Below are 25,390 nucleotides of genomic sequence, written 5' to 3' on the forward strand. Positions count from 1 at the left end.
CTAGAAGGCGTGCATCAAGGCATCCGCCACGCGCAGGGCATTGGCGATCACCGTGAGGCCGGGCGACACCGATGGACAGCTGGGGAAGACGCTGGCATCGGCGATCCAGAGGTTGGCCACTTCATGGCTACGCCCCGCCAGATCCACCACGGAGCTGGCCGGATCACTGCCCATGCGGCAGGTGCCGCAGGCGTAGCCCATCACCGCCAGCGGTGCTTCGCCGCGGGGATGCACCGGCGAGGGACGCACCACCTGGGTAAGGGGGTCCTTTTCGGTGCGCCGCAGGGTGTCGATCCAGCGGTAGACGAGCCGGTCGTGGGCTTCGAGATTGTTGGGCAGGTAGTGGATGCGGATGCGGTCACGCCGCAGGGTGATCGCATTGTCCGGATCGGGCAGCACCGCACTCATCGCCCACCAGCACACCGAGCGGGCCGCCAGCTGCCGCAACGCCGCGTTGGGGAGCAGCCGGGTCACCAGCGAAAGCACCGGCGGGGATTCGGCGAACAGGGCGTCCTGCAGCACGCCGCCGCCGCTCTCGATGTGGCCGAGCGGGAAGCTCACGTTCTTGTCACCCCAGTAGTAGTCGTTGACGCCGAGGCTGCGGGGGTAAGCGCCGGAGTTGGCCCGGGCCGCCAGCTGCAGGATCGCCGTGAGCTGGGGCCGCATCAGGTTGCGGCCCACCTGGCCGGAGCCGTTGGCCAGGCCGGCGGGATGGGGATCTGAGACAGAGCGCAGCAGAATCACCGCCGTGTTCACGGCTCCAGCGGCCAGCACCACCTGATCACCACGAAAGAGCCAGTTCTGGCCGTCGATCTCCGCCTCCACTCCGCGCACCTCCGTGCCGCCGGGATTCACATGCAGGCGGTTGACCCTGGCGTTGGTGCGCAGGCAGGTGCCGGCGCCTGCAAGCGCCGGGGTGACACCGAACAGCTCCGCATCGCCGCTTGGGTCTGCCGGATCCTCCGACCAGCTGAGCGGCAGGTCGTAGGGATGGCACGACTGGCGACGGAGGCCTTCACGCAGCTCCTCCAGCAAGGGATCAAGCGGCCGCGGCGACCGGGCGTAGGCGGCGAAACGGCTGGGCTCGGTGGGATCCACCCCCTGGCGGCCATGCACGCGGTAGAGGGCTTCAGCCCGGTCGTACCAGGGGGCGAAGTGGTTGTAGGGGAGACCCCAGGAGGGTGCGGTGGCTTCCTGATAGCGCAACGGGCCGAACTCCTGCTCCCGCATCCGCTCCAGCACCGCCCCCCAGATCTTGGTGTTGCCGCCGAGGGCATACACCGCCTGGGGGGAGAAGGGATCGCCATCGGTGCCGAACCACTGCTCGCCAGGGTGGTAGCGGTCTTTGCGGAACAGGTCCACATCCGCGACGTTCTGGTCTTCTCGGGGCAAGGCGGCGCCCCGCTCCAGCAGCAGCACCGAGCGGCCCTTCGCCGCCAGATCGCTGGCCAGGGTGGCGCCTCCGGCGCCGCTGCCGACGACGATCACGTCGTAGTGGGTGTCATCAATGATCATGCTTGCCAGGCGTAGAGAAGCAGAAAGAGCAGCACCCAGATCACATCCACGAAGTGCCAGAACAGGGAAACAGCGATGACACCCTGTTCACCGTTGTCGTAGTTGCCTGGATAGAACGAGCGCCCCAGCATCAGGCCCATCAGCAGGATGCCGGTGGCCACATGCAGGCCGTGAAAGCCGGTGAGCAGATAGAAAAGACCGCCGAAGGTGCCGCTGGTGAAGCCAAACGAAAGGCCGCTCCATTCACTCGCCTGGCCATAAAGAAAGACGGAGCCCATCGCCATCGTGAGCAGCAGGAAGGCGCGGAAGGCCCACAGGCGTTTCTGGCCGAGGAAGTGCTCCGCCACGGCGATCGTGCCGCTGCTCGACACAAGCACCACTGTGAACTGCAGCGGGGTGCGCCACTCCAGCCCCTCCACCCCCGGCGGCAACCAGCTGGTGGCGGTGGATTTCAGCAGCGCATAGGCGGCGAAGAACGCCAGAAAGATGACGCTCTCGGAGCAGAGAAAAATGATGAAGCCGGTGAGTGTGTAGCTGGGATGGCTGGCGTGGCCTTCGCCATGGGCCGGGCTGGGGCCGGTGGGCGCCGCCGTGGGAAGGGTGGTCATGCTTCAGGCCTCCTGCAGGGCACGTTCATAGGCCTCCTGGTGCTCCACCAGGGGTTTGCCCGTGCCGTAGCCGTAGGGGCCGCTGATCACGGTGGGAACGTTGTCTTCAAAGTTCTCGGCCGGAGGAGGGGAGGGGAGCAGCCATTCCAGGCCGATGGCTTTCCAGGGATTGGCCGGCGCCTTGGGCCCCCACACCCAGGAGCTCACCAGGTTGAGCAGGAAGGGAATGATCGACACCCCCAGCAGAAAGCCGCCGAGGCTGGCGATCACGTTCCAGAAGGCGAATTCCGGGTCGTACGACGACACGCGCCGGGGCATGCCCATCAACCCGAGCGGATGCATCGGGAAGAAGTTGAGATTGGTGCCTACAAAGGTGAGCAAAAAATGGAGCTTGCCCAGCCCTTCGAAATACATATGGCCAGTGAATTTAGGGAACCAGTGATAGATCGCCGCATACACCCCCATGGTGGCAGCGCCGTAGATCACGTAGTGAAAATGGCCCACCACGAAGTAGGTGTTGTTGACGTGGATGTCAACCGGCACCGTGGCCAGCATGATGCCGGTCACACCGGCGAACACGAAGTTGAACAGGCCACCGAGGGAAAACAGCATCGGTGTGTTCAGCTGGATCTTGCCCCCCCACAGGGTGCCCAGCCAGGCGAACACCTTGATGCCGGTGGGTACCGCGATCAGCATCGTGGACACCATGAACAGATCCCGCATCCACTGGGGCACCCCGCTGGGGAACATGTGGTGCACCCACACCACCAGGCTGAGGCCCACGATCACCAGCGAAGCCATCGCCACGAACACGTAGCCGAACAGGGGCTTGCGGGCGTGCACGGGAAACAGTTCGGAGAAGATGCCGAACACCGGCAGGATGATCACATACACCGCCGGGTGGGAATAGAACCAGAAGAAGTGCTGATAGAGCACAGGGTCGCCGCCCCCTTCCGGGCGATAGAAGGACGTGCCCACCACCAGATCGAACAGCAGCATCACAGCGCCGCCGGTGAGAGCGGGCAGGCCGATCAGCTGAATCGTCTGGGCGCAGAGGGCGGTCCAGCAGAAGATCGGCATCCGGAAGAACGTCATGCCGGGAGCGCGCATGCGCAGGATCGTGGTCACGAAGTTCACCGCTCCCATGATCGACGACACGCCGGAAAGGGCCACCGCCGTGATCCACAGCGCTTCGCCATTGATCAGATGGCCCAGGGGGTTCTGCAGGCTCACCGGTGGATACGACCACCAGCCGGAGGCCGCCGGACCACCGGGCACCAGGAAGCTGGCCATCAGGATCACGCCGAACACAGGCACAAGCCAGAAGGCGGCGGCATTGAGGCGCGGAAAGGCCATGTCAGGGGCGCCGATCATGCAGGGGATCAACAGGTTGTTGAGGCCGTTGAGAACCGGAAAAATGAACAGAAACAGCATGATCGTGCCGTGCATCGTGTAGAGCGCGTTGTACACGGTGCGATCCACCAGATCCGCCTCAGGCGTGATCAGCTCGCCACGCATGATCATCGCCAGCAGCCCTCCCACCAACAGGAAGAACAGCGAGGTCACGATGTATTGGATGCCGATCACCTTGGCATCGGTGTTGAAGCTGAAAAAGCGCTTCCAGTTGTTCGGTGCCCCCGGCACCGGGTGGGCGGCCTTGAGGATGCCGGGATCAAGAGAGGTGAGGGTCATGGGGGTCAACCTGCGTGGGGAAGGGTGTTCGAGCCGGGCACGTTGACCATTGGGGGGGGAGCCGGGGGCACAGTGGGATAGCCGGAGGCGCGCAGCCGGGATTGCTGCTGGGCGTATTCCCGGGAGGCATCGCTGATGCCGGGCCGCAGGGGCTGGGCCGCCGCCCGGGTGAGCCAGTCCTGGTAGGCCTCCTCGCTCTGCACCACCACATCCACCTGGTTGGCGGCGAACCAGGTGCCGCTGTATTCGGAATCGCGCAGGCGGTAGCGACCCTCGCGGGTGGGGGTGATGAAGAAGGCGATCGAGCGGCCGGGGATCACCTGCTGCTTGAGGCGGAAGGCGGGCACGTAGAAGCCGTGGATCACATCGGCGCTCTCCAGCTGCAGGCTCACGCGACGACCCACCGGCAGGTGCAGCTCGGTGCTCGACGCAGCCGCATCCGGGTAGCGGAACTCCCACGACCACTGACGGGCGATCACCTGGATCTCGGCGGTGGGGGCGCCGGCCATCGCCTCGGCGGTGTCGCCGTGGCTGTGGTCCATGGGGCCGATGGCGCCGATCTCACGGTTGACGCCGATGGTCGTCCAGGCGATCGCCATCACCAGCACCAGGGGAATCGCCGTCCAGATGATCTCCAGCACGGTGTTGCCCTCCACCGGAGCGGCATCGTCCATGTCGTATTTCTCGGCCCGGTTGAACAGCAGCACGTACGCCATCACCGACACCACACCGGCGAACACGAAGCAGGCGATCGCAGTTTCGAGGCTGAAGAGGTCGTCGACCAGTGGGGCGGCGCTGGAGGCCTGCACTGGCAGCCAGCGGTAGGCCTGCTGCCCCAGCCAGTGCGACAGCAGCACCAGCAGCCCCACCCAGACGCTGACGGCGGCCACCGCGGCCCGATTGACAGAGGCGGGCGGTGAGCTGGTCATGGCAGAGCCTCACGGAGATCGGCGCCGGCGGCCAGCAACTGGTTGGCGGTGACGTGCACGCCGAATTCGACAGCCAGCTGGGCGCCGATGGTGCCGTGCACCCCCAGCAGGGCGAACATCACGATGCCGAGGGCCAGGTAGCTCCACTGCACCTGCCGCCCCATCTCGCGGCGCCAGGCATAGCGCTGAAAGCCCCGCCACACGGTCATCAGCACGATCACCAGCAGCAGCAGCAGACCACCGGCGCCGTGCCAGAGCATGCTGCCGGTGCTGCTGAGGCCGAAGCTGCTGGTGATGCCGGGCAGAGGCACGGCCAGCTGCATCTCGAAAAAGCCGGCGGTGACGGTGAAGAAGCTCACCACGCTGCAGGCCAGCAGGTTGTACCAGCCCACATCGTGCAGGGCGGAGCGGGTCACCGGCAGCGCCAGAAAGCGGAACACACGCCGCTCCAGCGGGAACAGGGCCCCGGCGATATCAAAGGCGATGGCGATGATGAACAGGCCGATGGTGAGATGCACCAGGTTCGGGTGAATCGGCAGGCTGTAGGGGAGGCCGTTCGGACCGAGGGCCATCACACCAATCCCTCGCGCATCGCTTCCACCACCTTGACGGTGTGAAGGCCGTAGATCCAGACCAGCTCGCTACCCAGCAGCACCTGCACCACCACCAGCACGCTCAGCACCGAGCCGGCGCCGAGGAAGGCCAGCGGCAGGCGGCGCGGATCCTTGCTGCGGATCACGTAACGCCAGGCCGTGAGCACCGAGAGGATGCCGGCCAGCGCCCAGCCGATCGTGCTGTGCAGGTTGAGGATCTCGCGCGATTCGCCATAGGGGTTGGCCAGGCCCGCTTCCACCTGGCCGAAGATGATCGCCACGAAGATCGCCGCAGTGGCGAACAGCAGGTTCCAGAAGCTCACCTCATAGAGCTCAGGCTTGCCGGCCAGGCGCCCGATCACGTCGAACAGGAACGCGATCAGGGCCATGGCGATCACGAAGTGGACGACGATCGGATGGATCGTGTCCATCCAGGGAAGGTTGCGATCGTTGAGCTGGGGCAACAGCTCGAGCATGGCCGCAGAGGGGAATGGCTGGCCCCACCTTGAAGCTTGGCTTCGGGCGGGTGCGTCATTATCAAGAAATAAAGCTAGTGCGTTTGTGCAACCCGACACATCGGAGCGTGCGGGTCATCCAGGGGGAAAAGGCCAGTCCCGGTTCTGCCTTTAGCGTTGGCTTTCGCGAGACCGTGCCCGATGTCGATTCCTGCGTCCAAGCCGTTGCGCTGGCTGGCTGCCGCCCTGGTCTTCGCTGCTGCCGGCCTGTCGATCGCCCTGCCGTTCGTGTCAGCCACGCTGCTGACGATCGTGCTGGGCGGGGTGGCGGTGGCAGGCGGGATCTCCCAGCTGCTGCGTCTCACCGGCGGCGGCGACCTCAGCACCAAGCTGTTTCGCGGCCTCAGCGGGCTGCTGTATGTGGGCGGTGGCCTCTGGATTCTGGTGTTTCCGGTGAGCAGTGAGGTGAGCCTCACCCTGTTCGTCGGCCTGCTCATGGCCTTCGAAGGGGTGATGGAACTGGCCGCCGGCGCCGCTGCCGATGGCCAGGCCAGGGGCCTGGTGATCGCCGACGGTCTGGTGACCGCGATCCTGGGCGGTCTGCTGATCGCGGAATGGCCCAGCGACAGTCTCTGGGTGATCGGCACCCTGTTCGGCATGGCGCTGGCCTTCTCCGGCGTCAACCTGCTCACCGCGCCTGATCCCGGCGCCGTCAGCGGGAACGTTTGACGAACCAGGCAGCCACCAGAAACGCCGCCATCACCAGGGACAGCTCGATCAGCCCGCCACTCCAGAGCCAGTCGCGGAAGGTGAACACTGCGGGAGCAAGCGGAACCGGAAGCAACGGAGCCATGGGGGTTCACCGGCTTCAGCCGGTCAGTGGCGGTCGGGCCTGATTGTGAGGCTTCGGCGCCCGTTCTGCCGTGGCGCAGGGCGCGGGCTCACTCCCCGGCGGCGAGGGCGTCGGGGCGGCGCGGATCGGCGACCCCCAGGCTGCCTCCGCCCGGCAGAGCCTCCACCGACTGGGCCGAGCCCATCGCCCGGGCTGGCCGGAGCCGGTGGCCCATCGCCTCCAGCAGGGCGAGCGTGTCGGAGCTGAAGCCCTGCTCGATCGCCACTTCATCCGGCCAGAGCTGGCTGTGAAAGCGCGGTGCACTCACGGCCGTGGCCAGGTTGAGGCCGTGTTCCAGCCGGTTGAGCAGCACCTGCAGCACGGTGGTGATGATGCGGCTCCCGCCCGGGCTGCCGGTGGCCAGCAGTGGGCCGCCGCTGCGATCAAGCACCAGGGTGGGGCTCATCGAACTGAGCGGCTGCTTGCCCGGAGCGATGGCGTTGGCTTCCCCCTGCACCAACCCGTAGGCATTCGGCACACCCGGCTTGGCGGTGAAATCGTCCATCTCGTTGTTGAGCAGGAAGCCGGCAGCCGGCACGCTCACACCGTTGCCGTAGGCAAAGTTGAGCGTGGTGGTGGTGGCCACCATCAGGCCGTCGCGGTCGATCATTGAGAGGTGGGTGGTGTTGGGGCCCTCCGGCCGGCCCGGCGGTGGCGGCGCCAGTTCGGCGGCGGGCGTGTGGCGGTCGGTGCGGAGGCGGCGGCGCTGGGCGGCCGCATAGGCCGGGCTGAGCAGACGCTGCAGCGGCATCGTCACGAAGCGAGGGTCGCCCAGATAGGTGTTCCGATCCCGGTAGGCCAGGTTCATGGCCTCGGTCATCACGTGGATCGTGGCGGCGCTGTTCAGCCCCATGGCCGCCAGCGGGAACCCCTCCAGCATCCCGAGCAGCTGAATCAGCGTGACCCCGCCGGAGCTGGGCGGCGGCATGGTGATCACCGGTTGCCCCCGCCAGCTGCCGATCAATGGCGGCAGCGCCTGGGCGCGGTAGGCGGCCAGGTCGGCAAGGGTGATCAGCCCGCCCTGGCGGCCCATCAGCGCGGCCAGACTCTCGGCCACCGGCCCCTGGTAGAAGCCCGCCTCGCCGCGCCGGGCGATGCCGGTGAGCGTGGCGGCCAGCTGGGGCTGACGCCAGAGTTCGCCGGGGCGATAGGGCTGCCCGTCCGGGCGGAAGAACAGCGCCGCGGAGGTGGGATCGGCGCGCAGCAGGGGGGCGGCGCTCTCCAGGGAGCGGGACAGATCCCGACTCACCGGGAACCCCTCTGCCGCCAGGCGGATCGCCGGCGCCATCACCCGCGCCAGCGGCCAGCGGCCGTAGCGGCGCTGGACCAGAAGCAGGCCCGCCACCGTGCCGGGCACGCCCGTGCTCTGCAGGCTGCGGGTGGCCCGTTGGCGATCCACCTGGCCGCTGGCATCGAGGAAGAGGTCGGCCCGGGCGGCGGCGGGTGCGGTTTCGCGGAAGTTGATCGTGACCGCCCGGCCTCGGCCCACCCGCCGCTCTCCCTCCAGCAGCGGCGTGCCCGCCCTGGCCGGTTCCGGGCGCCAGAGCACGAGGAAGCCACCACCGCCGAGGTTGCCGGCCTGGGGCAGGGTCACCGCCAGGGCGAAGGAGGCCGCCACCGCCGCATCCACCGCGTTGCCGCCGTCCCGCAACACGTCACGGCCTACCCGGCTGGCGTGCGCCTCCTGGGTGGCCACCATGCCCCCTGCCGACACGACGGGGTGAAAGCGCTGGCCGGCCTCCTGCAACACATTGGCGGGCACCGCCGCTGCCGCCGCACCAACCGGCAACCCCTGGGCCCGCCCCGACAACTGCAACGGAAAGGGCAGTGCTAACGACAGCGTCAGCGGCCAGAACGGCACCAGCAACGGCGCGCCGGCCGCCAGCAGCCGCAACAGCCGCTGCTCAGCTCTCGCCATAGCCGCCGCCCCCCGGGGTGCAGATCTCCAGCAGGTCACCCTCCTGCACCTGCAACTGCGCGGCCCCCTCCAGCAGCAAGGCAGGCTGGCCCGCCCGCTCCAGGCTGTTGCGACCGAGCGCGCCCGGTCCGCCGCCGGCCAGGCCAAAGGGGGGCACCCGTCGCGATCCCGTCAGCAGCGACACCGTCATCGGTTGCAGAAAGCGAAGGCGCCGCTCCACCCCCTCCCCGCCGCGCCAGCGGCCCGTCCCGCCGCTGCCCTGCCGCACGCGAAAGCTCTCCAGCTGCACCGGAAAGCGCTGCTCCAGCACTTCTGGATCGGTGAGGCGGGAGTTGGTCATGTGGCTCTGCACCGCATCGGCACCCGCGAATCCCAGGCCGGCGCCGCTGCCACCGCAGATCGTTTCGTAGTACTGGCAAGCGGCATCGCCGAAGGTGAGATTGTTCATCGTGCCCTGCGCCGCCGCCATCACCCCGAGGGCCCCGAACAGGGCATTGGCCACCGCCTGGGACGTTTCCACGTTGCCCGCCACCACCGCCGCCGGCGGCCTTGGCCGCAGCAGGCAGCCCTCGGGGACCACCAGCTGCAGCGGCCGGAAACAGCCGGCATTGAGGGGGATCGGCTCCGCCACCAGGCAGCGAAACACGTAGAGCACCACGGCCTTGGTGATGGCCAGGGGGGCGTTGAGGTTGCCGGGTTGCTGGGGGGAGGTGCCGCTGAAGTCGATGCAGGCCGTGCGGGCACTGCCATCGATCGTCACCGCCACGGCGATGCGGGCGCCGCCGTCGAGCTCCACACTCCATTGGCCACCCTTCAGCGTGCCGATCACGCGCCGCACGGCCGCCGCGGCGTTGTCCTGAACATGGGCCATGTAGGCCGTGACCTGCGCCACCCCCTCGCGGCGGCAGAGGCGCTCCAACTCCGCAGCCCCGAGCTGGTTGGCCGCGATCTGCGCCTGCAGGTCGGCGAGAAACTGGTCGGGATTGCGCACCGGCCACAGACCGGCCTGCAGGCGCTGCTGCCAGGCCGTCGCATCGAACACCCCCTCACGCAGCAACGGCACGTTGGTGAGCAGCAGGCCTTCCTCGTCGATCAAGCGGCTGTGGGGCGGCATGGAGCCGGGGGTGAGGCCGCCCACATCGGCGTGGTGGCCGCGGCAGGCCACGAAGAAGCAGGGTCGATCAGCACCGGCGAACACCGGGCTGATCACGGTGATGTCGGGCAGATGGGTGCCGCCGTTGTAAGGATCGTTGGTGGCGATCACATCGCCGGGGCGCAGCGGTGGCCGTTCCCCGCGCCCCACCATCTCCAGCAGGCTGGCAAGGCTTTCACCCATGGAGCCGAGGTGCACCGGGATGTGGGGCGCATTGGCCACCAGGGCGCCATCGGCATCGAAGAGCGCACAGGAAAAATCCAGCCGCTCGCGGATGTTCACGGAGCGGGCGCTTTGGCGCAGCCGTTCCCCCATCTGCTCGGCGATCGCGGCGAAGCGGTGATGGAACAGCTCCAGACGCACCGGGTCGACGGCGGCTGCAGCCGCGGAAGCGGCGCTACTCACACGGGTGACAGCCACAGCAGCGCCTGAGGTGGCTGTTGTGATGGTGCAGGTGGTGGCAGCTGGGGCAACAGCCGCGGGCTCGCCAGAGGCGGGGCGCTGGAGCAGCAACTCGCCTTGCGGCAGCACCTCGGCCCGCCAACCCGCCGCCAGCACAAGGGTGCCGATCGACTCCAGCACCAGAGCCGGTCCCTGCAGCGTCTGGCCGACCGCCAGCCACTCCCGGCGCACCAGCGGCACGGTGTGCCAGCAGCCCCCTGCATACAACGACACCGTGGGGACAGTGGGGGGCGTGGCTCCATCCGTCAACAGCAATGGCACAGCACCGGCCGCTGCTGCCGGCCAGACCAGTTCCACCTCCAGCCGCTCCACCACGAGAGCTGGGGCGGCCCCGTGCCGTGCCTCCTGCGCGTGGCCGAAGTGGCGGCGATGGCTGGCGTCGAAGGCAGCCTCCATCCCCTCGATCTCTCCGAGAGGCACGATCAGGCTCACCTCGCTCGCGGGGTAACGCAAGGCCACCCGCACCTCCCGCCGCAGGGTTGAGGCCGGGCCAGCAGGTTCCCCTTCGCGAGCAGGTTCCCCTCCGACACCGGCACCGGCACCGGCAGTCCAGCGACCATCGGGCGCAGCGCCGAGGGCCAGCGCGCCGGCGGCGGTGAGCGCCTCAGCCCAGGCCATCAGGCGCGGCAGCAGCGACGCCGTGAGCGGCTCGCGCACCACCTGCTCGCGCAGCAGCCGTTGATCGGCCTGACCCAGGCCGTAGGCGGAGAGCACACCGGCCAGGGGGTGCAGAAGGATGGTGTCGATCTCCAGGGCTTCGGCGAGCGCGCAGGCGTGCTGGCCACCGGCCCCGCCGAAGCACACCAGCGTGGCGCCGCGGATGTCGTGGCCCTGCTGAATCGAGATGCGCCGGATCGCCGCGGCCATATGGTCGATGGCGATCGCCACGGCACCTTCCGCCAGGGCTTCCGGCTGTTGCGGCTGCCCCACGGCGGCGCCGATGCGGGCGGCCAGGGCCTCGAAGCCAGCGCTAACGGGCTCCAGATCGAGCGGCTGGTCGCCGGTGGCACCGAACAGGGCCGGGTAGCCATCGGGTTGCAGCCGGCCCAGCAGCAGGTTGGCATCGGTGATGGTGAGCGGGCCGCCGCGGCCGTAGCAGGCCGGACCCGGCTGGGCACCGGCGGACGCGGGGCCCACCTGCAGCCGCTCGCCGTCAAAATGGAGCACGGAACCACCACCGGCGGCCACGGTGTGGATCGGCAGCATCGCCGCCTCCAGTTGCAACCCGGCGATCACGGCCTGTTCGCTGCGTTCCCAGCGCTCGGCAACCGCGTCGTGCTCCGAGCCCGTGGGGGAAGGTTCGCTTGCCACCACATGGAAGACATCCGTGGAGGTGCCGCCCATGTCGAAGCCCACGATCGCCCTGGCATCGATGGGCCCGGCGCGAGCCGCTGCCGCCGCCTTCAGCGCGCCCACCATGCCACCCGCCGGCCCGGAGAGGATCGTGTCCTTGGCGCGGATCAGCTCGGGAGCCAGCAAGCCGCCGCTCGACTGCATCACCTGCAGCGGCGTGCCGGCACCGAGGGCCCGCCGCAACCCCGCCAGATAGGCCTGCAGCGCCGGCCCCACATAGGCCTCCACCACAGCGGTCTGGGCGCGGCTGACCAGCCGCGGCCGCGGAGCCACCGCGTGGGACAGCGCCACCTGCTCGAACCCGAAGCGCTCCAGCCAGGCGCCCAGCTGCTGTTCATGGCGGGGATGGCGGGCGGCATGCAGCAGGGCCACGGCGCAACTGCGCAGGCCATCGGCGCGCGCCTGGGTCAGGGACCGGGCCAGGGCGTCATCCAGCACCAGCGGCTCAAGCTCGCGGCCATCGGCCGCCAGGCGGCCCGCCACCTCCAGCACCCGGGTGTGCAGCGGCTCAGGCCGACGGATCTCGAGCGCAAACAGATCCGGGCGATGCTGATCGCCGATGCGCAGCGCGTCGCCGAAACCGCGGCTGAGCAGCAGCAGGGTGGGAGCACCACGCCGCTCCAGCAGGGCGTTGGTGGCCACCGTGGTGCCCACCCGCACGTCGGCAATCAGGCCGGCGGGGATCGGTTGATCCGGCGCCACCTCCAGCAGCGCGCGGATGGCGACCACGGCAGGATCTGGGCCGGCGCCGGCGGCGCTCTGCGCCGGGTGTGAGGGCAGCTTGCGCACGCTGCAGACGCCGCTGGGGCTGAGCGCCACCAGGTCGGTGAAGGTGCCGCCGCGGTCGATCCAGAAACGCCAGCCGGGAGGGTCGCTGCGGGGGTTGCCGCTCACCGGCGGCCGCTCCTGTTGCACCGCCCGTTCAGCGGTAATTCTCGAACTGCAGCGGCAGCTCGAGATCTTCAGCGCGGAGCAGCTGGATCACCTGCTGCAGATCGTCCTTGTTCTTGCCCGTGACCCGCAGGCTCTCGCCCTGAATCGCCACGGTGACCTTCTTGACCTGATCGCGCACCGTTTTGCTGAGCCGCTTGGCCAGCTCCTGGCTGAGGCCTTTGCGCAGCTTCACCACCTGCTGCACGCGGTTGCCGCCCACCGGCTCCGCCGGCTGGAAATCGAAGATCTTGAGCGAGAGCTCACGCTTGACGGCCTTCTGGCGCAGCACATCGGCCACGGCTTCCAGGGTCATGTCGCTGGCGGTGGTGATCGTGAGGCTGTTCTCCTCCAGATCGATCTCGGTCTTGGAGTCCTTGAGGTCGTAGCGCTGACCCACCTCACGGCGCACCTGGTCCAGCGCATTCACCAGCTCCTGCCGATCGAAATCCGACACCACGTCGAAAGAAAAGGTGTCGGCCATGGGCAGGTGCTCGGAGCTGAAGACCTGACTTTAGGAAAGTGCTTCCGGGCGTCCCATGGCCAGGGTGAGGATGGACCGGGGAGGAGGGCTGCGCCCCTCCCCGAACCCCCTGAGCTGATGGTGATGTCTACGTCCCGGCGCCGCGTGCTGGATTCCATCGGGGGAGTGGCCCTGGGCTCCACCCTGTCGTTGTTCCTCCAGAGCGGACGCTCCCGGGCTGCAACGGCCCCTTCCCCACCGCGCAGCCTTGACGCTCTGAATCAGACCATTCGTTCCTCCTTCAGCGCCCTGAGAGGAGAGAAGGCGTTCCTGATGCGTTCGCCGGCATTCAGCGCCTCGGCATCGGGAGCCTCGGCATCGGGAGCCCAGACGAAGGCTGCCTGGCAACAGGGGCTGAATCCAAGCCAGCCCCTGTTCTGCGGCAGCAGCTTCAAGGTGTACGTGCTGGCTGAATTCCTGCGGCAGCTGGAGAGCGGCAAGGTCAGCCTGCAGGAACAGTTACCAGTGAATGATTCGGTGCGGTTTCTCAGCAGCCTGGTGCTGGAGAACGTCAGCGGCACGATTCCGGCTTCGGTGGCCCTGGAAGCCATGATCATGCACAGCGACAACACCGCCACCGACATGGTGCTCAAGCGGATCGGCGCGGACAACGTGCGGGGCTTGATCGCCTCTCTCGGCCTGCCTGATACCCGGATCCCCACCAGCACGCGTCAGTTCTTCTCCTACCTGCTGGGAGCCCCCGCCGGCGTGGATCTGGGCTGGCAAGGGGTCAACAAAGCCCTGGAGGCCAGCGGAACGCAGACGCGGCCAATCATCAACGACCAGGAGACGATGGTGGGGTCTCCCGCGGATTTCGTCCGCTTCTATTCCAGGGCCTTGCAGGGAGAGCTGTTCCGCACCAGCAGTTCCCTGAAGGAGTTCAGGCGCATCCTGGGGTTGCCGCCAGCGATCACCGTGCTGGATCTGCCCCGCGCCCATCTGTTCCTCAAGGGGGGAAGCCTGGATTTCGCCCCCGACTATGTGATGTCGCTGGCCGGCGGCATGCGGCTGTGCAACGGCCGCTGGATCACGTTCTCCTTCCAGCAGAACTGGAAGGACACCGATCCTGCGGCCGCCAAGGCCACCATTCAAACCTTCATCGACACGATCGCGGGCATCTTTCGGGCTGCGGCAGGGTTCTTCTCAGGCTGAGCCGCCCGGTAGAACAGAACCTCCCCCATGCGCCCCTCCCATGGACCTGCCACTGCTGTTCATGGACCTGCCGTTGCTGCTGACGGGCGAACCGAAGGCCCCCCTGGCCTGGTCTCTGGTGCTGTCGGGGGCGGTGGTGATCCTCAGCCTGGTGCCACTGGGGGCCGGGCGGGCCAACGCGGATTTCACCCCCGCCGATCTGGCCGCCCCGCGGGCCATGTTCGAGCGGCTGCCGGCCTGGGGTCAAAGGGCCAGCTGGGCCCACCAGAACTGTTTCGAGGCCTTCACGCTGCATGCGCCCGCCTGCCTGCTCTGCCTGCTGGCGGCGCCGGCGATGCTGGCAGCGTCGCCGCTGCTGGCCCTGGCGGCCCTGCTGCACCCGGCGCTGCGGCTGGCCTACATCGGCGCCTACCTGGCCAACCAGCCGCTGCTGCGCAGCCTGAGCTGGGTCGGTGCCCTGCTCTGCACCGCCCTGCTCTACACGGAAGGGCTCAAGGCACTGCTGCACGCCTGAAGTCCGGGATGCTCGCCTGAAGTCCGTCCGGGCTGGTCGCCTGAAGTGCGCGCTGCCAGCCCGGGCCAGCGCTCAGCTGCCGCCCTTCTCCTGCAGCCCCTTGAGCGCGGCCAGCAGGGAGGCGGGGCTCTGGGGATCCACCATCAGCACCGATCCCCCCTTGCTCGCTGCCATCGCCTGGCCCATCGCCATCCAGTCCTTGGCGAGCAGCAGCCTCAGGCTCTCAGCGGCAGCGGGATGGGAGTCGATCACGGCGGCAAGCTGGGCGGCTGATTCGGCCCTGGCCCTGGCCAGCAGCAACTGCTGCTTGGCCTGGGCATCGGCATCGAGCAGCACCGCCTCCTGCTTGGCCTTGGCATCAAGCACCAGCGCTTCGGCCCGCCCCTTGGCGGCATTCACCTGGGCCTCTCGCTCCCCCTCGGAACGAAGAACGGCCGCCCGCTTCTCCCGCTCCGCACTCATCTGCATCTCCATCGCCTGCTGCACCCCCTTGGAGGGCTGAATGTCGCGCAGTTCCACGCGGGTCACCTTCACGCCCCAGGGATCGGTGGCCTGATCAAGCTCGCGCAGCAGCACCTCGTTCACCTCGGAGCGGGTGGAGAAGGTCTGGTCGAGGTCGAGCTTGCCCATCTCCGAGCGAATCTGGGTGAGCACCAGGTTCACCATCGCCGACTTGAGGTTGTCGAGGGCGTAGTAGGCCTTGGCATGCTCAAGCAGTTGCCAGTACACCACCGCATCCACCTCGATCGAGACGTTGTCGCGGGTGATGCACTGCTGCGGGGGAATGTCCAGCACCCGCTCCTTCAGTGACTCGTTGCTGACGATGCGCTCCACCACCGGCAGCACCAGCGACATGCCGGGGGTGAGCTGGCGGTCGTACTTGCCGAGGCGCTCCACCAGCATCGAGCGGCCGCCATTGGTGATCTTGACGCTGCTCACTCCGAGCACCGCAAGCAGCGCCAGCGCGGGCAAGGAAAACAGGACCTCCATGAAGGCGGCAGAGAACGGGGTGCCATCACAGTACGCAGCCCGCCCGGGCCCAGCCAGCAGACTGGGGCCGATTCGAGACTCCCCGTCATGGCATCCCTGATCTGGCTGGCGGTGGCGGCGGTGCTGTTCCTGGTGGAGGTGAGCGTGCCGGGCTTCGGCGGCTTTCTGATCGCCGCCATGGCGGCGTTGGTGGTCTCGTCGCTCACGGCGCTGCTGGGGCTGGCCCTGCCGCTGCAGCTGGGGCTGTTCGCGCTGCTCACCGTGGCGGGGAGCGCGGCGATCTGGGCCTGGTCGAAGCGGCAACGGCCGGCCCGCGATCGGATCGAAACGAGCGACCGGGCCGTGGTGATCGATGGCTTCGATGCCCAGGGGCGCGGCCGCGTGCGCTGGCAGGGGCAGAGCTGGGCCGCGGAAAGTCTGGAAGGGGAACGGTTGCTGCCGGGCGCCGCGGTGGTGGTGATGCGCCGCGTGGGAACCAAGCTGGAAGTGCTGGCCGATGGGCGCTGAGAGGTGCTCCCCAGCGCTCAGTCGAAGAACAGCAGGGTGACCACCTTGCCCATGTCTTCGGCGGTGCGGCAGCTGGCCAGCAGGGTTTCGCTGTCGTGGAAGGCGAAGCAGATCAGCTGGTCGCAGCGGCCGATGATCTCCTGGTTGCAGAGGGTGCTGGCCATCGGCAGGGTCAGATCGTCGTGGTCGGGCTTCTCCACCAGGTGCAGCACCTTCTCCAGCTGCTGGCGCGATTCCAGCGGCTGACGCTCGAGGCTCTGGGGCAGCAGCACGGTGAGGCGCGAGGGGTCGACGCCGAGCACGCCGCGGATCACGGCGGCGTTGACCCCCTGGGAGCCGGAGGTGACGAGGCTGTGCCCCTCCTGGGCCAGGGAGCGGGCCACCAGCTCCACCAGATGGATCGACACCACCGGCACGTGGCGGCTGCCGAGGATGGCGATGCGTCGCTTGCCCGTGTCCTGCAGCAGGGCCAGTTCCTGAGCCAGGGTGTCAATCCGGTCCAGAGGGGGCAGATCAAGGGACCGGGTCACCGAGCACGTGCAGCCGATGGCACGAAACTAGCAGCGCCCCTGCAGGAGCTTCAGGCGCTGATCGGCAGCCGCAGGCGATCGAACAGGCGGTCGAAGCGGCAGTGTTCCTCCACCAGCCGGATGGCGTAGGTGGCTTTGACGGATTCGTGCAAACGCACGTTGCCGAAGGCCCGCTCGATCACCTCCACGGTGGTGAGTGTGTCGTGCTCCACCTTGAGCAGGGGCACGTCGAGTTCTTCGGCGCGATTGATGAGCTGGGAGAGCGGATCGCCTGCGCCGGTGAGGATCAGGCACTGGGTGGAGGCCTCCAGGGCCGCCAGCTGGATGTCGGTGCGGTCGGCACCGGTGACCACGGCCATGTTGCGCCGGCGACGGAAGAATTCCATCGCGGAGTTGACGTTCATCGCCCCGATCGAGAGTGTTTCCACCAGCAGATCGAGCCGCTCGGGGCAACAGAGCACCTTCGCGCCCAGCCGCTCGGCCAGCTCTTCCACGGTGACGCTGCGCAGCAGTGGGCTGCGGGGCAGCACGCCGAAGACCTGCAGCCCCAGACGCTCCATGGCGGGCACTTCCTCCTGCAGGAGGGTCTCGACGGCATCGGGATCCACAGCGTTCAGCACCACGCCGGCCAGGCGCTCGCCGAGCAAGTCGCGGGCCTGCAGCAGGGGATCAATGCTGCAGCTGTCGAGCCAGTGGTGCACCAGGACCACCGGGGCTTCCAGCCCGTGCGCCAGCTGCACCAGGCTCAGCCCATAGAGCAGACCTTCGCTGAGGCTGCCGGAGGCCTCCAGCAGCGTGAGCCCATCATTGGGGGCACTGAGGTGGTCGCGCAGGGCCCCGAATCCATCACCGGCGCCCAGTTCGCCCTGCAGGAGTCGCTGCCGCGCCGTGGCCGGCTCCAGCAGCTGCAGCGAAGGCACCAGGCAGTCTGGCGCCAGGCCGAGGATGCCGCCGACGAAACGCACGTCGTCATCGATCAGCGGGGCCGATGGACCATCGCCACCGGGTAAGGGCCTGCGATCCAGCCGCAGACTGGTGGCCAGGGGTTTGCCGAAACGCACCGGCACACCCATGCGGGCGGCCTGCCTTGCCAGGCCGAGCACCAGCGCTGATTTTCCGCTGAAGGGGTGGCACGAACCGATCAGCAGAGTGCTGCTCATGGGGATGGGTTCGCCGGGGCCAGGGTCAGGCAGCAGCCTACGAGGAGACCGGTGGCGGGGCCTCGCCGAGGATCAGCCAGCGCCAGAACGATTCGGGAAGGTCGCCACCACCGCTCACGGCGCGGTCTTCCAGCAGATCCATCAACCAGCACACCAGGTGGTGGGTGGGCACCGTGAAGCTGTAGCGGATGTCCGGTTGGTCAGGGAAGGCGAGCTCACACTGGCTCGGCTGTTGCGGGGCTACACCGGAGGTCCAGCTGAGCTCGAAGCGATGGGCCCCGTTCGGATGCAGCGGGCGCAGCCCACTCACCCGCCGGAGGGCGAGCTGATCGAGACCGCGTTGCAACCAGCCTTCACGGCTCAGTCCACCGCAATAGGGGGCGAACAAGGCCACCTGTGCAGCTTCCTGGGACAGGGTGGATGATCCTTGTGCTGGGCCCTCACTAAACACGTTGGATGTTGCCTGTCCTTAGAACAAAAAGAATGTCCTCACCTGATCGTACCGGCTGTAACAGTGGTTCGCCCACCACCGCGCAGCGATGAATGCCATGAGGTCCGCCTTGCTGCCACTGCAGGGCCGGCATGTGGCGGTCACCGGCGCCGGTGGCGCTTTCGGCAGCGCCCTGCTCCGCCGCCTCCATGGCCAGGGGGCCAGGCTGCTGGCGCTCACCTCCCGGCCCACCGCCGTAGAACTCAGCGATGCCAGCGGGCAACCGATTCCGTTGTCCAGTCTCTGCTGGGGCTGCGGCGGAGAGGCGGCGCTGCGTGATCAGCTGCTGGATGTGGACATCCTGGTGATCAACCATGGCGTGAACGTGCATGGGGATCGCAGTCCCGCCGCCGTGGAGCGCAGCCTCGAGGTGAACGCGCTGAGCAGCTGGCGTCTGGTGGAGCTGTTTCTGTCTCTGCCCGAGCCTGCGGCTGATCGCCCCCGCCGCGAGCTGTGGGTGAACACGTCGGAAGCCGAACTGATGCCGGCGGTGAGCCCGCTCTATGAGATCAGCAAGCGCCTGCTGGGTCAGCTGCTCAGCCTGCGCAGCCTCGATCAGCAGGGGCCCCGGGCCTGCCGGATCCGGCGCCTGGTGCTCGGCCCCTTCCGCTCCGCCCTCAATCCGATCGGTGTGATGAGTGCCGACTTCGTGGCCGGTCAGGTGATCGCCCAGGTACGCAGAGGCATGGGGCTGGTGATCGTGACCCCCAACCCACTCACCTATCTGCTGTTCCCGCTGGCGGTGCTGATGCGACGGCTCTACTTCGGGCTCACAAGCCGCATCATCTGAGTGGCCGGAGCGCACCGCGGCTGCGTGGCCTGGCGCATGGCGATGCCGCTCAGAAGTCGCGGTCGGTGAGGATCTCGCAACCGTCGGAGGTGACGGCGATCGTGTGCTCCCACTGGGCCGAAAGGCTTCCGTCCACCGTCACGACCGTCCAGCGGTCGCGCAGGGTGCGGCAGTGCTTGCTGCCGCCGTTGAGGATCGGCTCCACGGCGAGGGTCATGCCGGGGCGGAGCTTCACGTTGGGCAGATCCTTGGTGCGGAAGTTGAACACCGAGGGCTCTTCGTGCAGGTTGCGGCCCACGCCGTGGCCCGTGTAGTCCTCCACCACGCTGTAGCCATGGGCTTCGACGTGGTCCTGGACGGCGCCGGCGATGTCGAGCAGGGTGTTGCCGGCCTTCACCTTGGCCAGGCCCTGCATCAGCGACTCCTGGGCCACGCGGCTGAGTCGGCAGGCGTCGTCGCTGCTGGCACCCACGCAAAGGGACACACAGCTGTCGCCGTGGTAGCCCTCGAAGTAGGCGCCGGTGTCGATCTTGAGCAAATCGCCCTCGCGGATTACCCGCTTGCTGCTGGGGATGCCGTGCACCACTTCGTTGTTGATGCTCGCGCAGATGCTGGCGGGGAAGCCGTGGTAGCCCTTGAAGCTGGGGGTGGCGCCCAGTTCACGGATGCGCCGTTCGGCGTGGCGATCGAGGTCGGCGGTGGTCATGCCGGGGGCGGCCAGTTCCAGCAGTTCGCGCAGCACGGTGGCCACGATCCGGCTGGAGCGCCGCATGATGCCGATCTCGCGCGCCGACTTGATCTCCACGCCGCGACGGCTTTTCTGAATGCGGGGACCGGCCTGGGTGACCACAGAAGAGGGCGACGCCGCCGCCATTCCCACGGCCGCCCCTCCGCCGCCCTGTGCGCTCGATCCTTGGGTGGCGGCCAGCAGATCGGCGAACAGATTCATCGACGGATCCTTGACATCTCAGACTCCAAGCTACCAATTTCAACCCGGCACCTATGCAAACCCTGGCGGCGTTGCGGCGCTGGCATGCGCAGGCAGCTCCGTTCGTGCTCGCCCCCATGCTTCTCACAGCGACCACCGGCATGGGGTACCGGCTGCTGCGTGACTGGGGCGGCCTGGGCCGCGATCAGGCCCACCTCTTGATGGTGCTTCATGAAGGCGAATGGTTGGGCAGCACCGGCAAGACCTTTTATGTGGCCCTCAACGGCCTGGGATTGCTGTGGATGCTGGTCAGCGGAGGCGCCATGGTGGCCGGCAAATGGCAGCGCGCCACTGCCGCCCGGCGCCCCGCCGGGCCCGCTGCCACCAACCGCACCGGCGGCGACGCTTCCGAGGGGGGCGGATGACCCGGTAAAGTCGCTGTTTGCTCAGGCGTGAAGGAAGCCGGGATGGCAGCGGAACTCATCGAAGACAGCACCAGCGAGACGAGCACTCCCGAAGCGGGCACCGCTGCGGCAGCGCCTGCGGTCCGCACCGGCAAGCTCAGCGCCTACGAGCTGATGCGCACATTCGAGGCGGAGCAGCTCAAGAGCGACCTTCCCGAGATCTACGTGGGCGACACCGTCCGTGTGGGCGTGCGCATCAGCGAGGGCAACAAGGAGCGCATCCAGCCCTACGAGGGTGTGGTGATCGCCAAGCGCCACGGCGGCCTCAACGAAACCATCACCGTGCGCCGGATCTTCCAGGGCATCGGCGTGGAGCGTGTGTTCATGCTGCACAGCCCTCAGGTGGCCACGATCAAGGTGGAACGCCGGGGTAAGGTGCGTCGTGCCAAGCTCTTTTACCTGCGCGATCGGGTGGGCAAGGCCACCAGGGTCAAGCAACGCTTCGACCGCTGATCCCGCGATTCCCATCGTCTATCCAGGTGTCGCCCTGCGGCACCTTCTGAGGGTCATCGCCTTGCGCCGTTAGTTCAGTTGGTAGAACGCAGGTCTCCAAAACCTGATGTCGGGGGTTCAAGTCCTCCACGGCGCGCTCGATGACCCTTCCTGCACTTTTCTGGTTCCGGACATGGAGTTGGATCTACAACCCGGTGATGTGGTCAAGGTTCTTGAGTCGGCCGCACTGGGCTGGGTACGAGCTCGGGTGATCCGGGTCAAATCCGGAGGCCGTGTGGTGGTTCAGAGCGACCAAGGTCGGGAATTCACCGCCCGTGGCAACCAGGTCCGTCTCATTGAACCTGCTGGCTTTCGCCCCTGAGCGCGCGGATCTTTTTCGTGCGCCGCTGATTGCTTCAAGCCGCCGGCCATGCTGATTCTTGCGGCCAGCAATGGCCACAATCTCACTCTCGCTACACGTGTGGCCCAGGAAGCAGAGCTTCAGGGCCACGCTTTTCATGTGATGGATCTGGTCGATCTCGGCCTGCCGCTCTACAGCCCAGCGGCCGAGGTGGCCGGCGGCGGCGCCCACCCTGGGCTAGATGCGCTGGCCCACCAGCTGCGCTCCCTGGGGCGGCTGTGGGTGTGCGCGCCCGAATACAACGGCTCCCTGCCGCCCACGCTCAACAACGCCCTCGCCTGGCTGTCACGCAGCAGCGATGATTTTCGCGAGCTGTTCAACGGCCTTCCTGTGGCTCTGGCCACCCACAGCGGCGGTGGCGGTCAGAAGGTGCTGAGCGCCATGCGCCTGCAGTTCGCCCATCTCGGCTGCTCAGTGCTGGGGCGGGAGCTGCTGAGCACCGGCCAGAAGCCCGCCAACCCTGCCTCCATCAGCGCGATGGTTGCAGAGTTGCACCGTCTGGCGCCTGCCATCGCATCGGCTGGTTGACGACGGGACCGGCGGCAACTGATACTGCCGAGGTCGCCGACGCGACAGCGCACCCCGCACGGGAGCCCGGCCCAGCCGAGCCACCAGTACGGATGAACTGGGACTGTAGTTCAATCGGTTAGAGCACCGCCCTGTCACGGCGGAAGTTGCGGGTTCGAGCCCCGTCAGTCCCGTTTTCAATTCATCCCATCCACCAGGAGTGAACGCATTGACGGTGAGGGTTCGTCTCGCTCCCAGCCCTACCGGCACGCTTCACATCGGCACAGCCCGCACGGCGGTGTTCAACTGGCTCTTCGCGCGCCACCTCGGCGGTGCCTTCCTGCTCCGCATCGAGGACACCGATCGCGAGCGCTCCAGGCCCGAATACACCGCCAACATCCTCGACGGCCTGCGCTGGCTGGGCCTGGACTGGGACGAGGAGCCGGTGATCCAGAGCGAGCGCATCGAGGCGCATCGCGCCGCGATCCAGCAGCTACTCGCCAGCGGGCACGCCTACCGCTGCTACGCCAGCGAGGCGGAGCTGGCGGAGATGCGGGAGGCTCAGGCCGCCGCCAAGGAGGCCCCCCGCTACGACAACCGCCACCGCCACCTCAGCCCGGAGCAGGAGCAGGCCTTCATCGCCGAAGGGCGTGAAGCGGTGGTCCGTTTCCGCATCGATGACGGCGCCACGATCGTCTGGAACGATCTGGTGCGCGGCGAGATGCGCTGGAGCGGCAGCGACCTGGGCGGCGACATGGTGATCGCCCGGCGCGCCCCGGCTGATGGCATCGGCGATCCCCTCTACAACCTGGTGGTGGTCGTCGACGACGCCGCCATGGCGATCAGCCACGTGATCCGCGGCGAAGACCACATCGCCAACACCGCCAAGCAGTTGCTGCTCTACGACGCGCTGGGCCTGGCCGCACCGGAGTTTGCCCACACGCCCCTGATCCTCAACGGCGAAGGCCGCAAGCTCTCCAAGCGCGATGGGGTCACGTCGCTGAGCGAGTTCCGAGAGCTGGGCTACACCGCCGATGCGCTGGCCAACTACATGACCCTGCTCGGCTGGTCGCCGCCGGAGGGCATGGGGGAGCGCTTCAGCCTGGCCGAGGCGGCACCGGTCTTCGGCTTCGAGCGGGTCAATCGCGCCGGCGCCCGCTTCGACTGGGACAAGCTCAACTGGCTGAACGCCCAGGTGCTGCATGGCTTGCCGGCCGAGCAGCTGCTGGCTCTGCTGGCGCCGCGCTGGCGGGCCCAGGGGTGGAGCGCCCCCTCAGGGGAGGCCGGCTGGGAGCTGGAGCTAGCCGCCTTGCTGGGCCCCTCCCTGGTCACGCTGCAGGACGGCGTCGAGCAGGCCCGGCCCTTCTTCGAGCGTCCCAGCCTCAACGACGAAGCCCGCCAGCAGATCGAGAGCGAAGGGGCCAGGGCGGCCCTGGCGGCAGTGCTGCAGGCACTGGAGCCTGCGGATCCCGCCCAGCTGGCCCACCAAGCACTTGATGCCGATCAGGCCAAGACCCTGCTGGGGGAGGCCGCCAAGACAGCCAGCGTGAAGAAGGGCGTGGTGATGAAGAGCCTGCGGGCAGCCCTGCTCGGCAGCCTTCAGGGCCCCGATCTCGTGGCCACCCTGCTGCTGCTCCAGCCCGGCGGCGAGGCCGTCGCTCGACTGCAGCGCAGCCTCTGAAATTGGCCAGCAGCGGCGCTCACGACCAGGCCCGCTCAGACCGAGGGGCCAGCCAGCGCCGTCAGCCTCCGGCTCCACCCAGATCACGTGCCGGCTCCACCAGGCCCAGCCGCCGGGCCAGGGCTGCGGCGGTGAACCCCTGAATCCCCACCGTGAGGAGGATCGTGAGGAACACGAGGCCCTTGAGAGCGCCGCCGCCCGGAACTCCGGCTTCGTCGAGCCGGAGGGCGAACAGGCTGGCCACGGCGGCGGTGACGATCCCGCGCGGGGCGATCCAGCTGAGCATGAGCTTTTCGCGCCAGCCGAGCCCGGGCAACCCCAGGCCCGCCACCTGGATCACCGGCCAGCGGCAGAGCATCAGCACCAGCACGCAGGCCACGCCACCCAGCCCCAGCGGGCTCAACTCCGACCAGGACAGATCGGCGGCCAGCAGCGGGAACAGCACGGTGATGGCCAGCAAGGCGAGTTGCCGGATCAGCTCATCGAGCTGACTGGCCCCACCCTCGAGCCTCAGCCCCACCACCACCCCGGCACTCACGGCAGCCGGTAATCCGGATTCGGGCAACAGGGTTTCGCAGCCTCCCACCAGCAGGAACAGCACGCCGAGGCTGAGCTGCAGCGCCAGGGCATCGAGCACCTCGGAGCCTTGCAGCAGACGGCGCAGCAGCTCAGAGAGCAGCCACCCCGCCAGGCTGCCGATCAGCACACCGCCACCCAGCCGCAGCACCAGCCGACTGGCCACCTCCTGCCAGCTGCCGAGATCACCGATGGCGAGCTGCAGCAGCAGCAGCGCCAGCACGGCGCCCAGCGGTTCGAGCGCGAGCCCTTCGGCTTCGAGCACATTGGCGAGCGAGGGCAACAGGCGCATCTGCTGCACCATCGGTGTGACCACGGTGGGGCCGGTGGCGAGCGCGATCGCCCCGAACACCAGAGCCAGCGGCCAGGACAGACCGGCCAGCAGGTGGGCCAGCAGCACCGCCGCCAGGAAGCCCAGCACGGCCCGCACCAGCACCACCTGCACAACGGTGCGCTGCAGGTCGCGGCCCGCCAGCCTCAGATTGAGGCCGCCATCGAACAGGATCAGGCCCACCAACAGGCTGACCAGTGGCTCCAGCACCGGCCCCAGCGCCTCGGTGTCCACCAGGTCGAAGCCGGCCCTGCCGATCACCAGGCCCACCGCCAGCAGCAGCACCACCGCCGGCAAACGGCTGAGCTGTGCCAGCAACTGGGCCATCGCCCCGGCGAAGAAGGCCTCACCCCAGATCAGCTCCAGCCTGCTCAAGCGGCCCCGGACAGAAGGAGAGCGATGGCCTTGGGCGGCGTGATCACAGTGGCTCTGCGCGGCGTGAGCACGGTGGCGACTGCAGACCTCCGGTGCGGGAGGCCCCGGGCCTGTTCAGGCGGGCTGGGACGCGCTGCAACCATGGGGATCATCGGGAAGCGAATTCCGGCACGATGCGGATCCCCACCACAGAGCTGGGACGCAGCACCAGGTATTCCCCTTCAAGGTCGTTGATCGGCACATTCACGAAGGCATCGCCGTTGCTGCCGTTGAGCACGCCGCCGTACCACTGCTGGAACGCGTCGAGCGTGGCGAAATGGATGATCTGCTGGTGACCGCCGAGCAGCAGCAGATGAATGGTGTAGCGGCGGGGTTGGCGTTGGGATTGGGAGTCCATGGCGTGCGCGTGCGGGAAGCGACCGGTGGCTCCGCAGGAGACGGCCGTGGGCCACAGCCCCGGGGGCTGGCGGAAATCTAAAGCGCCCGACGAAGCATCACTCCTGGATGCATCGCACGTGC

At 68.0% G+C, this 25,390-nt stretch carries 27 protein-coding genes and 2 tRNA genes; 12 read left to right on the top strand and 17 right to left on the bottom strand.

Translation table 11 applies throughout. The features are described 5' to 3' along the window. Genes KBZ19_RS13490 through KBZ19_RS13515 form a run of 6 tightly spaced genes read right to left on the bottom strand, consistent with a single transcriptional unit; the run spans window position 1 to window position 5,813 of the window. A complete protein-coding gene (locus KBZ19_RS13490; protein WP_255101289.1) occupies window positions 1-1,515 on the bottom strand; it encodes a GMC oxidoreductase in 1,515 nt (504 codons plus the stop codon). Next, window positions 1,512-2,123, bottom strand: a complete 612-nt coding sequence (locus KBZ19_RS13495; RefSeq protein ID WP_255101290.1) for a heme-copper oxidase subunit III — start codon at window positions 2,121-2,123, stop codon at window positions 1,512-1,514. The genes KBZ19_RS13490 and KBZ19_RS13495 overlap by 4 nt, the downstream gene beginning before the upstream one ends. A gap of 3 nt (window positions 2,124-2,126) precedes the next feature. Then, window positions 2,127-3,815 (bottom strand): cbb3-type cytochrome c oxidase subunit I, encoded by a 1,689-nt coding sequence (locus KBZ19_RS13500; protein WP_255101291.1) that lies wholly within the window; start codon window positions 3,813-3,815, stop codon window positions 2,127-2,129. 5 nt (window positions 3,816-3,820) lie between these two features. Next, the gene (locus KBZ19_RS13505; protein WP_255101292.1) at window positions 3,821-4,744 is read right to left on the bottom strand and encodes a cytochrome c oxidase subunit II; all 924 of its coding nucleotides are present in this window, start codon (window positions 4,742-4,744) and stop codon (window positions 3,821-3,823) included. Next, window positions 4,741-5,316, bottom strand: coding sequence for a DUF2231 domain-containing protein (locus tag KBZ19_RS13510; protein ID WP_094513091.1), 576 nt, complete (start codon window positions 5,314-5,316; stop codon window positions 4,741-4,743). Before KBZ19_RS13510 ends, KBZ19_RS13505 begins: the two co-directional genes overlap by 4 nt. Further along, window positions 5,316-5,813 (bottom strand): DUF2231 domain-containing protein, encoded by a 498-nt coding sequence (locus tag KBZ19_RS13515; RefSeq protein WP_094513090.1) that lies wholly within the window; start codon window positions 5,811-5,813, stop codon window positions 5,316-5,318. Before KBZ19_RS13515 ends, KBZ19_RS13510 begins: the two co-directional genes overlap by 1 nt. A gap of 180 nt (window positions 5,814-5,993) precedes the next feature. On the opposite strand from KBZ19_RS13515, the gene KBZ19_RS13520 reads away from it, so the two are divergent. Beyond that, window positions 5,994-6,521 (top strand): HdeD family acid-resistance protein, encoded by a 528-nt coding sequence (locus tag KBZ19_RS13520; protein WP_255101293.1) that lies wholly within the window; start codon window positions 5,994-5,996, stop codon window positions 6,519-6,521. Here the strand turns inward: KBZ19_RS13520 and KBZ19_RS13525 are convergent. The 4 genes from KBZ19_RS13525 to KBZ19_RS13540 form a co-directional block, all read right to left on the bottom strand. Next, window positions 6,505-6,645, bottom strand: coding sequence for a hypothetical protein (locus KBZ19_RS13525; RefSeq protein WP_255101294.1), 141 nt, complete (start codon window positions 6,643-6,645; stop codon window positions 6,505-6,507). The two genes, KBZ19_RS13520 and KBZ19_RS13525, sit on opposite strands and share 17 nt — an antisense overlap. Before the next feature lie 88 nt (window positions 6,646-6,733). Then, the gene (gene ggt, locus KBZ19_RS13530) at window positions 6,734-8,602 is read right to left on the bottom strand and encodes a gamma-glutamyltransferase (protein WP_255101295.1); all 1,869 of its coding nucleotides are present in this window, start codon (window positions 8,600-8,602) and stop codon (window positions 6,734-6,736) included. Next, complete coding sequence (locus KBZ19_RS13535) at window positions 8,589-12,464, bottom strand: hydantoinase B/oxoprolinase family protein (RefSeq protein ID WP_255101296.1); 3,876 nt, start codon at window positions 12,462-12,464, stop codon at window positions 8,589-8,591. Before KBZ19_RS13535 ends, ggt begins: the two co-directional genes overlap by 14 nt. 28 nt (window positions 12,465-12,492) lie before the next feature. Then, window positions 12,493-12,984 (bottom strand): YajQ family cyclic di-GMP-binding protein, encoded by a 492-nt coding sequence (locus tag KBZ19_RS13540; RefSeq protein ID WP_094513087.1) that lies wholly within the window; start codon window positions 12,982-12,984, stop codon window positions 12,493-12,495. Window positions 12,985-13,107: 123 nt separating this feature from the next. On the opposite strand from KBZ19_RS13540, the gene KBZ19_RS13545 reads away from it, so the two are divergent. Both KBZ19_RS13545 and KBZ19_RS13550 read left to right on the top strand, forming a co-directional pair. Continuing rightward, window positions 13,108-14,175 carry a serine hydrolase gene (locus tag KBZ19_RS13545; protein WP_255101297.1) on the top strand — a complete coding sequence of 356 codons (1,068 nt, stop codon included), beginning with the start codon at window positions 13,108-13,110 and terminating at the stop codon, window positions 14,173-14,175. Between the two features lie 40 nt (window positions 14,176-14,215). After that, complete coding sequence (locus tag KBZ19_RS13550) at window positions 14,216-14,689, top strand: MAPEG family protein (protein WP_399220329.1); 474 nt, start codon at window positions 14,216-14,218, stop codon at window positions 14,687-14,689. A gap of 72 nt (window positions 14,690-14,761) precedes the next feature. Here the strand turns inward: KBZ19_RS13550 and KBZ19_RS13555 are convergent, their stop codons facing one another. Further along, window positions 14,762-15,679, bottom strand: coding sequence for an SPFH domain-containing protein (locus KBZ19_RS13555; protein ID WP_094513085.1), 918 nt, complete (start codon window positions 15,677-15,679; stop codon window positions 14,762-14,764). A gap of 87 nt (window positions 15,680-15,766) precedes the next feature. Between KBZ19_RS13555 and KBZ19_RS13560 the strand changes: the two genes are divergently transcribed. Beyond that, window positions 15,767-16,186, top strand: coding sequence for an NfeD family protein (locus KBZ19_RS13560; protein WP_094513084.1), 420 nt, complete (start codon window positions 15,767-15,769; stop codon window positions 16,184-16,186). A gap of 17 nt (window positions 16,187-16,203) precedes the next feature. On the opposite strand, the gene KBZ19_RS13565 is transcribed toward KBZ19_RS13560, so the two are convergent. From KBZ19_RS13565 to ebsA, 3 genes are read right to left on the bottom strand one after another with little or no spacing between them, the layout of a single operon-like run. Continuing rightward, complete coding sequence (locus tag KBZ19_RS13565; RefSeq protein ID WP_094513083.1) at window positions 16,204-16,716, bottom strand: DNA recombination-mediator protein A; 513 nt, start codon at window positions 16,714-16,716, stop codon at window positions 16,204-16,206. Between the two features lie 50 nt (window positions 16,717-16,766). After that, entirely contained in the window at window positions 16,767-17,876 is a 1,110-nt protein-coding gene (locus KBZ19_RS13570) for a phosphotransacetylase family protein (protein WP_255101298.1), read from the bottom strand. A 37-nt stretch (window positions 17,877-17,913) separates the two neighbouring features. Then, the gene (gene ebsA / locus KBZ19_RS13575; protein WP_255101299.1) at window positions 17,914-18,270 is read right to left on the bottom strand and encodes a type IV pilus biogenesis protein EbsA; all 357 of its coding nucleotides are present in this window, start codon (window positions 18,268-18,270) and stop codon (window positions 17,914-17,916) included. A 154-nt stretch (window positions 18,271-18,424) separates the two neighbouring features. On the opposite strand from ebsA, the gene KBZ19_RS13580 reads away from it, so the two are divergent. Next, window positions 18,425-19,156 carry an NAD-dependent epimerase/dehydratase family protein gene (locus tag KBZ19_RS13580; protein WP_255101300.1) on the top strand — a complete coding sequence of 244 codons (732 nt, stop codon included), beginning with the start codon at window positions 18,425-18,427 and terminating at the stop codon, window positions 19,154-19,156. A 49-nt stretch (window positions 19,157-19,205) separates the two neighbouring features. On the opposite strand, the gene map is transcribed toward KBZ19_RS13580, so the two are convergent. Next, the gene (map, locus tag KBZ19_RS13585) at window positions 19,206-20,105 is read right to left on the bottom strand and encodes a type I methionyl aminopeptidase (RefSeq protein WP_255101301.1); all 900 of its coding nucleotides are present in this window, start codon (window positions 20,103-20,105) and stop codon (window positions 19,206-19,208) included. Window positions 20,106-20,221: 116 nt separating this feature from the next. On the opposite strand from map, the gene KBZ19_RS13590 reads away from it, so the two are divergent. From KBZ19_RS13590 to gltX, 7 genes are all read left to right on the top strand, one after another. Continuing rightward, on the top strand, window positions 20,222-20,509 hold the full coding sequence (locus KBZ19_RS13590; protein ID WP_399220334.1) for a peptidase: 288 nt from the start codon (window positions 20,222-20,224) through the stop codon (window positions 20,507-20,509). A 42-nt stretch (window positions 20,510-20,551) separates the two neighbouring features. After that, on the top strand, window positions 20,552-21,001 hold the full coding sequence (gene rplS / locus KBZ19_RS13595) for a 50S ribosomal protein L19 (protein WP_094513430.1): 450 nt from the start codon (window positions 20,552-20,554) through the stop codon (window positions 20,999-21,001). Window positions 21,002-21,064: 63 nt separating this feature from the next. Beyond that, window positions 21,065-21,137, top strand: a tRNA-Trp gene (locus KBZ19_RS13600). A gap of 36 nt (window positions 21,138-21,173) precedes the next feature. Then, complete coding sequence (locus KBZ19_RS13605; RefSeq protein WP_006043540.1) at window positions 21,174-21,362, top strand: hyperconserved protein Hcp; 189 nt, start codon at window positions 21,174-21,176, stop codon at window positions 21,360-21,362. A gap of 48 nt (window positions 21,363-21,410) precedes the next feature. Then, entirely contained in the window at window positions 21,411-21,929 is a 519-nt protein-coding gene (locus tag KBZ19_RS13610) for an NADPH-dependent FMN reductase (protein WP_255101303.1), read from the top strand. A gap of 99 nt (window positions 21,930-22,028) precedes the next feature. Beyond that, window positions 22,029-22,102: transfer RNA gene (locus KBZ19_RS13615), tRNA-Asp, on the top strand. 35 nt (window positions 22,103-22,137) lie between these two features. Next, the gene (gene gltX, locus KBZ19_RS13620; protein WP_255101323.1) at window positions 22,138-23,589 is read left to right on the top strand and encodes a glutamate--tRNA ligase; all 1,452 of its coding nucleotides are present in this window, start codon (window positions 22,138-22,140) and stop codon (window positions 23,587-23,589) included. Between the two features lie 61 nt (window positions 23,590-23,650). On the opposite strand, the gene KBZ19_RS13625 is transcribed toward gltX, so the two are convergent. Together KBZ19_RS13625 and KBZ19_RS13630 are read right to left on the bottom strand one after the other, a co-directional pair. Then, window positions 23,651-24,823: a cation:proton antiporter gene (locus KBZ19_RS13625; protein ID WP_255101324.1), complete on the bottom strand. Its 1,173-nt coding sequence runs from the start codon at window positions 24,821-24,823 to the stop codon at window positions 23,651-23,653. A gap of 196 nt (window positions 24,824-25,019) precedes the next feature. Continuing rightward, window positions 25,020-25,268: a hypothetical protein gene (locus KBZ19_RS13630; protein ID WP_094513077.1), complete on the bottom strand. Its 249-nt coding sequence runs from the start codon at window positions 25,266-25,268 to the stop codon at window positions 25,020-25,022. Between the last annotated feature and the right edge of the window lie 122 nt (window positions 25,269-25,390).

This window comes from Synechococcus sp. L2F, assembly GCF_024345695.1.
Lineage (GTDB): Bacteria > Cyanobacteriota > Cyanobacteriia > PCC-6307 > Cyanobiaceae > MW101C3.

Bases quoted from the DNA above. Each gene is read 5' to 3' on its own strand.
- KBZ19_RS13490 (WP_255101289.1), bottom strand. From the start codon at position 1,515: ATGATCATTGATGACACCCACTACGACGTGATCGTCGTCGGCAGCGGC.
- KBZ19_RS13495 (WP_255101290.1), bottom strand. From the start codon at position 2,123: ATGACCACCCTTCCCACGGCGGCGCCCACCGGCCCCAGCCCGGCCCAT.
- KBZ19_RS13500 (WP_255101291.1), bottom strand. From the start codon at position 3,815: ATGACCCTCACCTCTCTTGATCCCGGCATCCTCAAGGCCGCCCACCCG.
- KBZ19_RS13505 (WP_255101292.1), bottom strand. From the start codon at position 4,744: ATGACCAGCTCACCGCCCGCCTCTGTCAATCGGGCCGCGGTGGCCGCC.
- KBZ19_RS13510 (WP_094513091.1), bottom strand. From the start codon at position 5,316: ATGGCCCTCGGTCCGAACGGCCTCCCCTACAGCCTGCCGATTCACCCG.
- KBZ19_RS13515 (WP_094513090.1), bottom strand. From the start codon at position 5,813: ATGCTCGAGCTGTTGCCCCAGCTCAACGATCGCAACCTTCCCTGGATG.
- KBZ19_RS13520 (WP_255101293.1), top strand. From the start codon at position 5,994: ATGTCGATTCCTGCGTCCAAGCCGTTGCGCTGGCTGGCTGCCGCCCTG.
- KBZ19_RS13525 (WP_255101294.1), bottom strand. From the start codon at position 6,645: ATGGCTCCGTTGCTTCCGGTTCCGCTTGCTCCCGCAGTGTTCACCTTC.
- ggt (WP_255101295.1), bottom strand. From the start codon at position 8,602: ATGGCGAGAGCTGAGCAGCGGCTGTTGCGGCTGCTGGCGGCCGGCGCG.
- KBZ19_RS13540 (WP_094513087.1), bottom strand. From the start codon at position 12,984: ATGGCCGACACCTTTTCTTTCGACGTGGTGTCGGATTTCGATCGGCAG.
- KBZ19_RS13545 (WP_255101297.1), top strand. From the start codon at position 13,108: ATGTCTACGTCCCGGCGCCGCGTGCTGGATTCCATCGGGGGAGTGGCC.
- KBZ19_RS13550 (WP_399220329.1), top strand. From the start codon at position 14,216: ATGGACCTGCCACTGCTGTTCATGGACCTGCCGTTGCTGCTGACGGGC.
- KBZ19_RS13555 (WP_094513085.1), bottom strand. From the start codon at position 15,679: ATGGAGGTCCTGTTTTCCTTGCCCGCGCTGGCGCTGCTTGCGGTGCTC.
- KBZ19_RS13560 (WP_094513084.1), top strand. From the start codon at position 15,767: ATGGCATCCCTGATCTGGCTGGCGGTGGCGGCGGTGCTGTTCCTGGTG.
- KBZ19_RS13570 (WP_255101298.1), bottom strand. From the start codon at position 17,876: ATGAGCAGCACTCTGCTGATCGGTTCGTGCCACCCCTTCAGCGGAAAA.
- KBZ19_RS13580 (WP_255101300.1), top strand. From the start codon at position 18,425: ATGAGGTCCGCCTTGCTGCCACTGCAGGGCCGGCATGTGGCGGTCACC.
- map (WP_255101301.1), bottom strand. From the start codon at position 20,105: ATGAATCTGTTCGCCGATCTGCTGGCCGCCACCCAAGGATCGAGCGCA.
- KBZ19_RS13590 (WP_399220334.1), top strand. From the start codon at position 20,222: ATGCTTCTCACAGCGACCACCGGCATGGGGTACCGGCTGCTGCGTGAC.
- rplS (WP_094513430.1), top strand. From the start codon at position 20,552: ATGGCAGCGGAACTCATCGAAGACAGCACCAGCGAGACGAGCACTCCC.
- KBZ19_RS13605 (WP_006043540.1), top strand. From the start codon at position 21,174: ATGGAGTTGGATCTACAACCCGGTGATGTGGTCAAGGTTCTTGAGTCG.
- KBZ19_RS13610 (WP_255101303.1), top strand. From the start codon at position 21,411: ATGCTGATTCTTGCGGCCAGCAATGGCCACAATCTCACTCTCGCTACA.
- KBZ19_RS13625 (WP_255101324.1), bottom strand. From the start codon at position 24,823: ATGGCCCAGTTGCTGGCACAGCTCAGCCGTTTGCCGGCGGTGGTGCTG.
- KBZ19_RS13630 (WP_094513077.1), bottom strand. From the start codon at position 25,268: ATGGACTCCCAATCCCAACGCCAACCCCGCCGCTACACCATTCATCTG.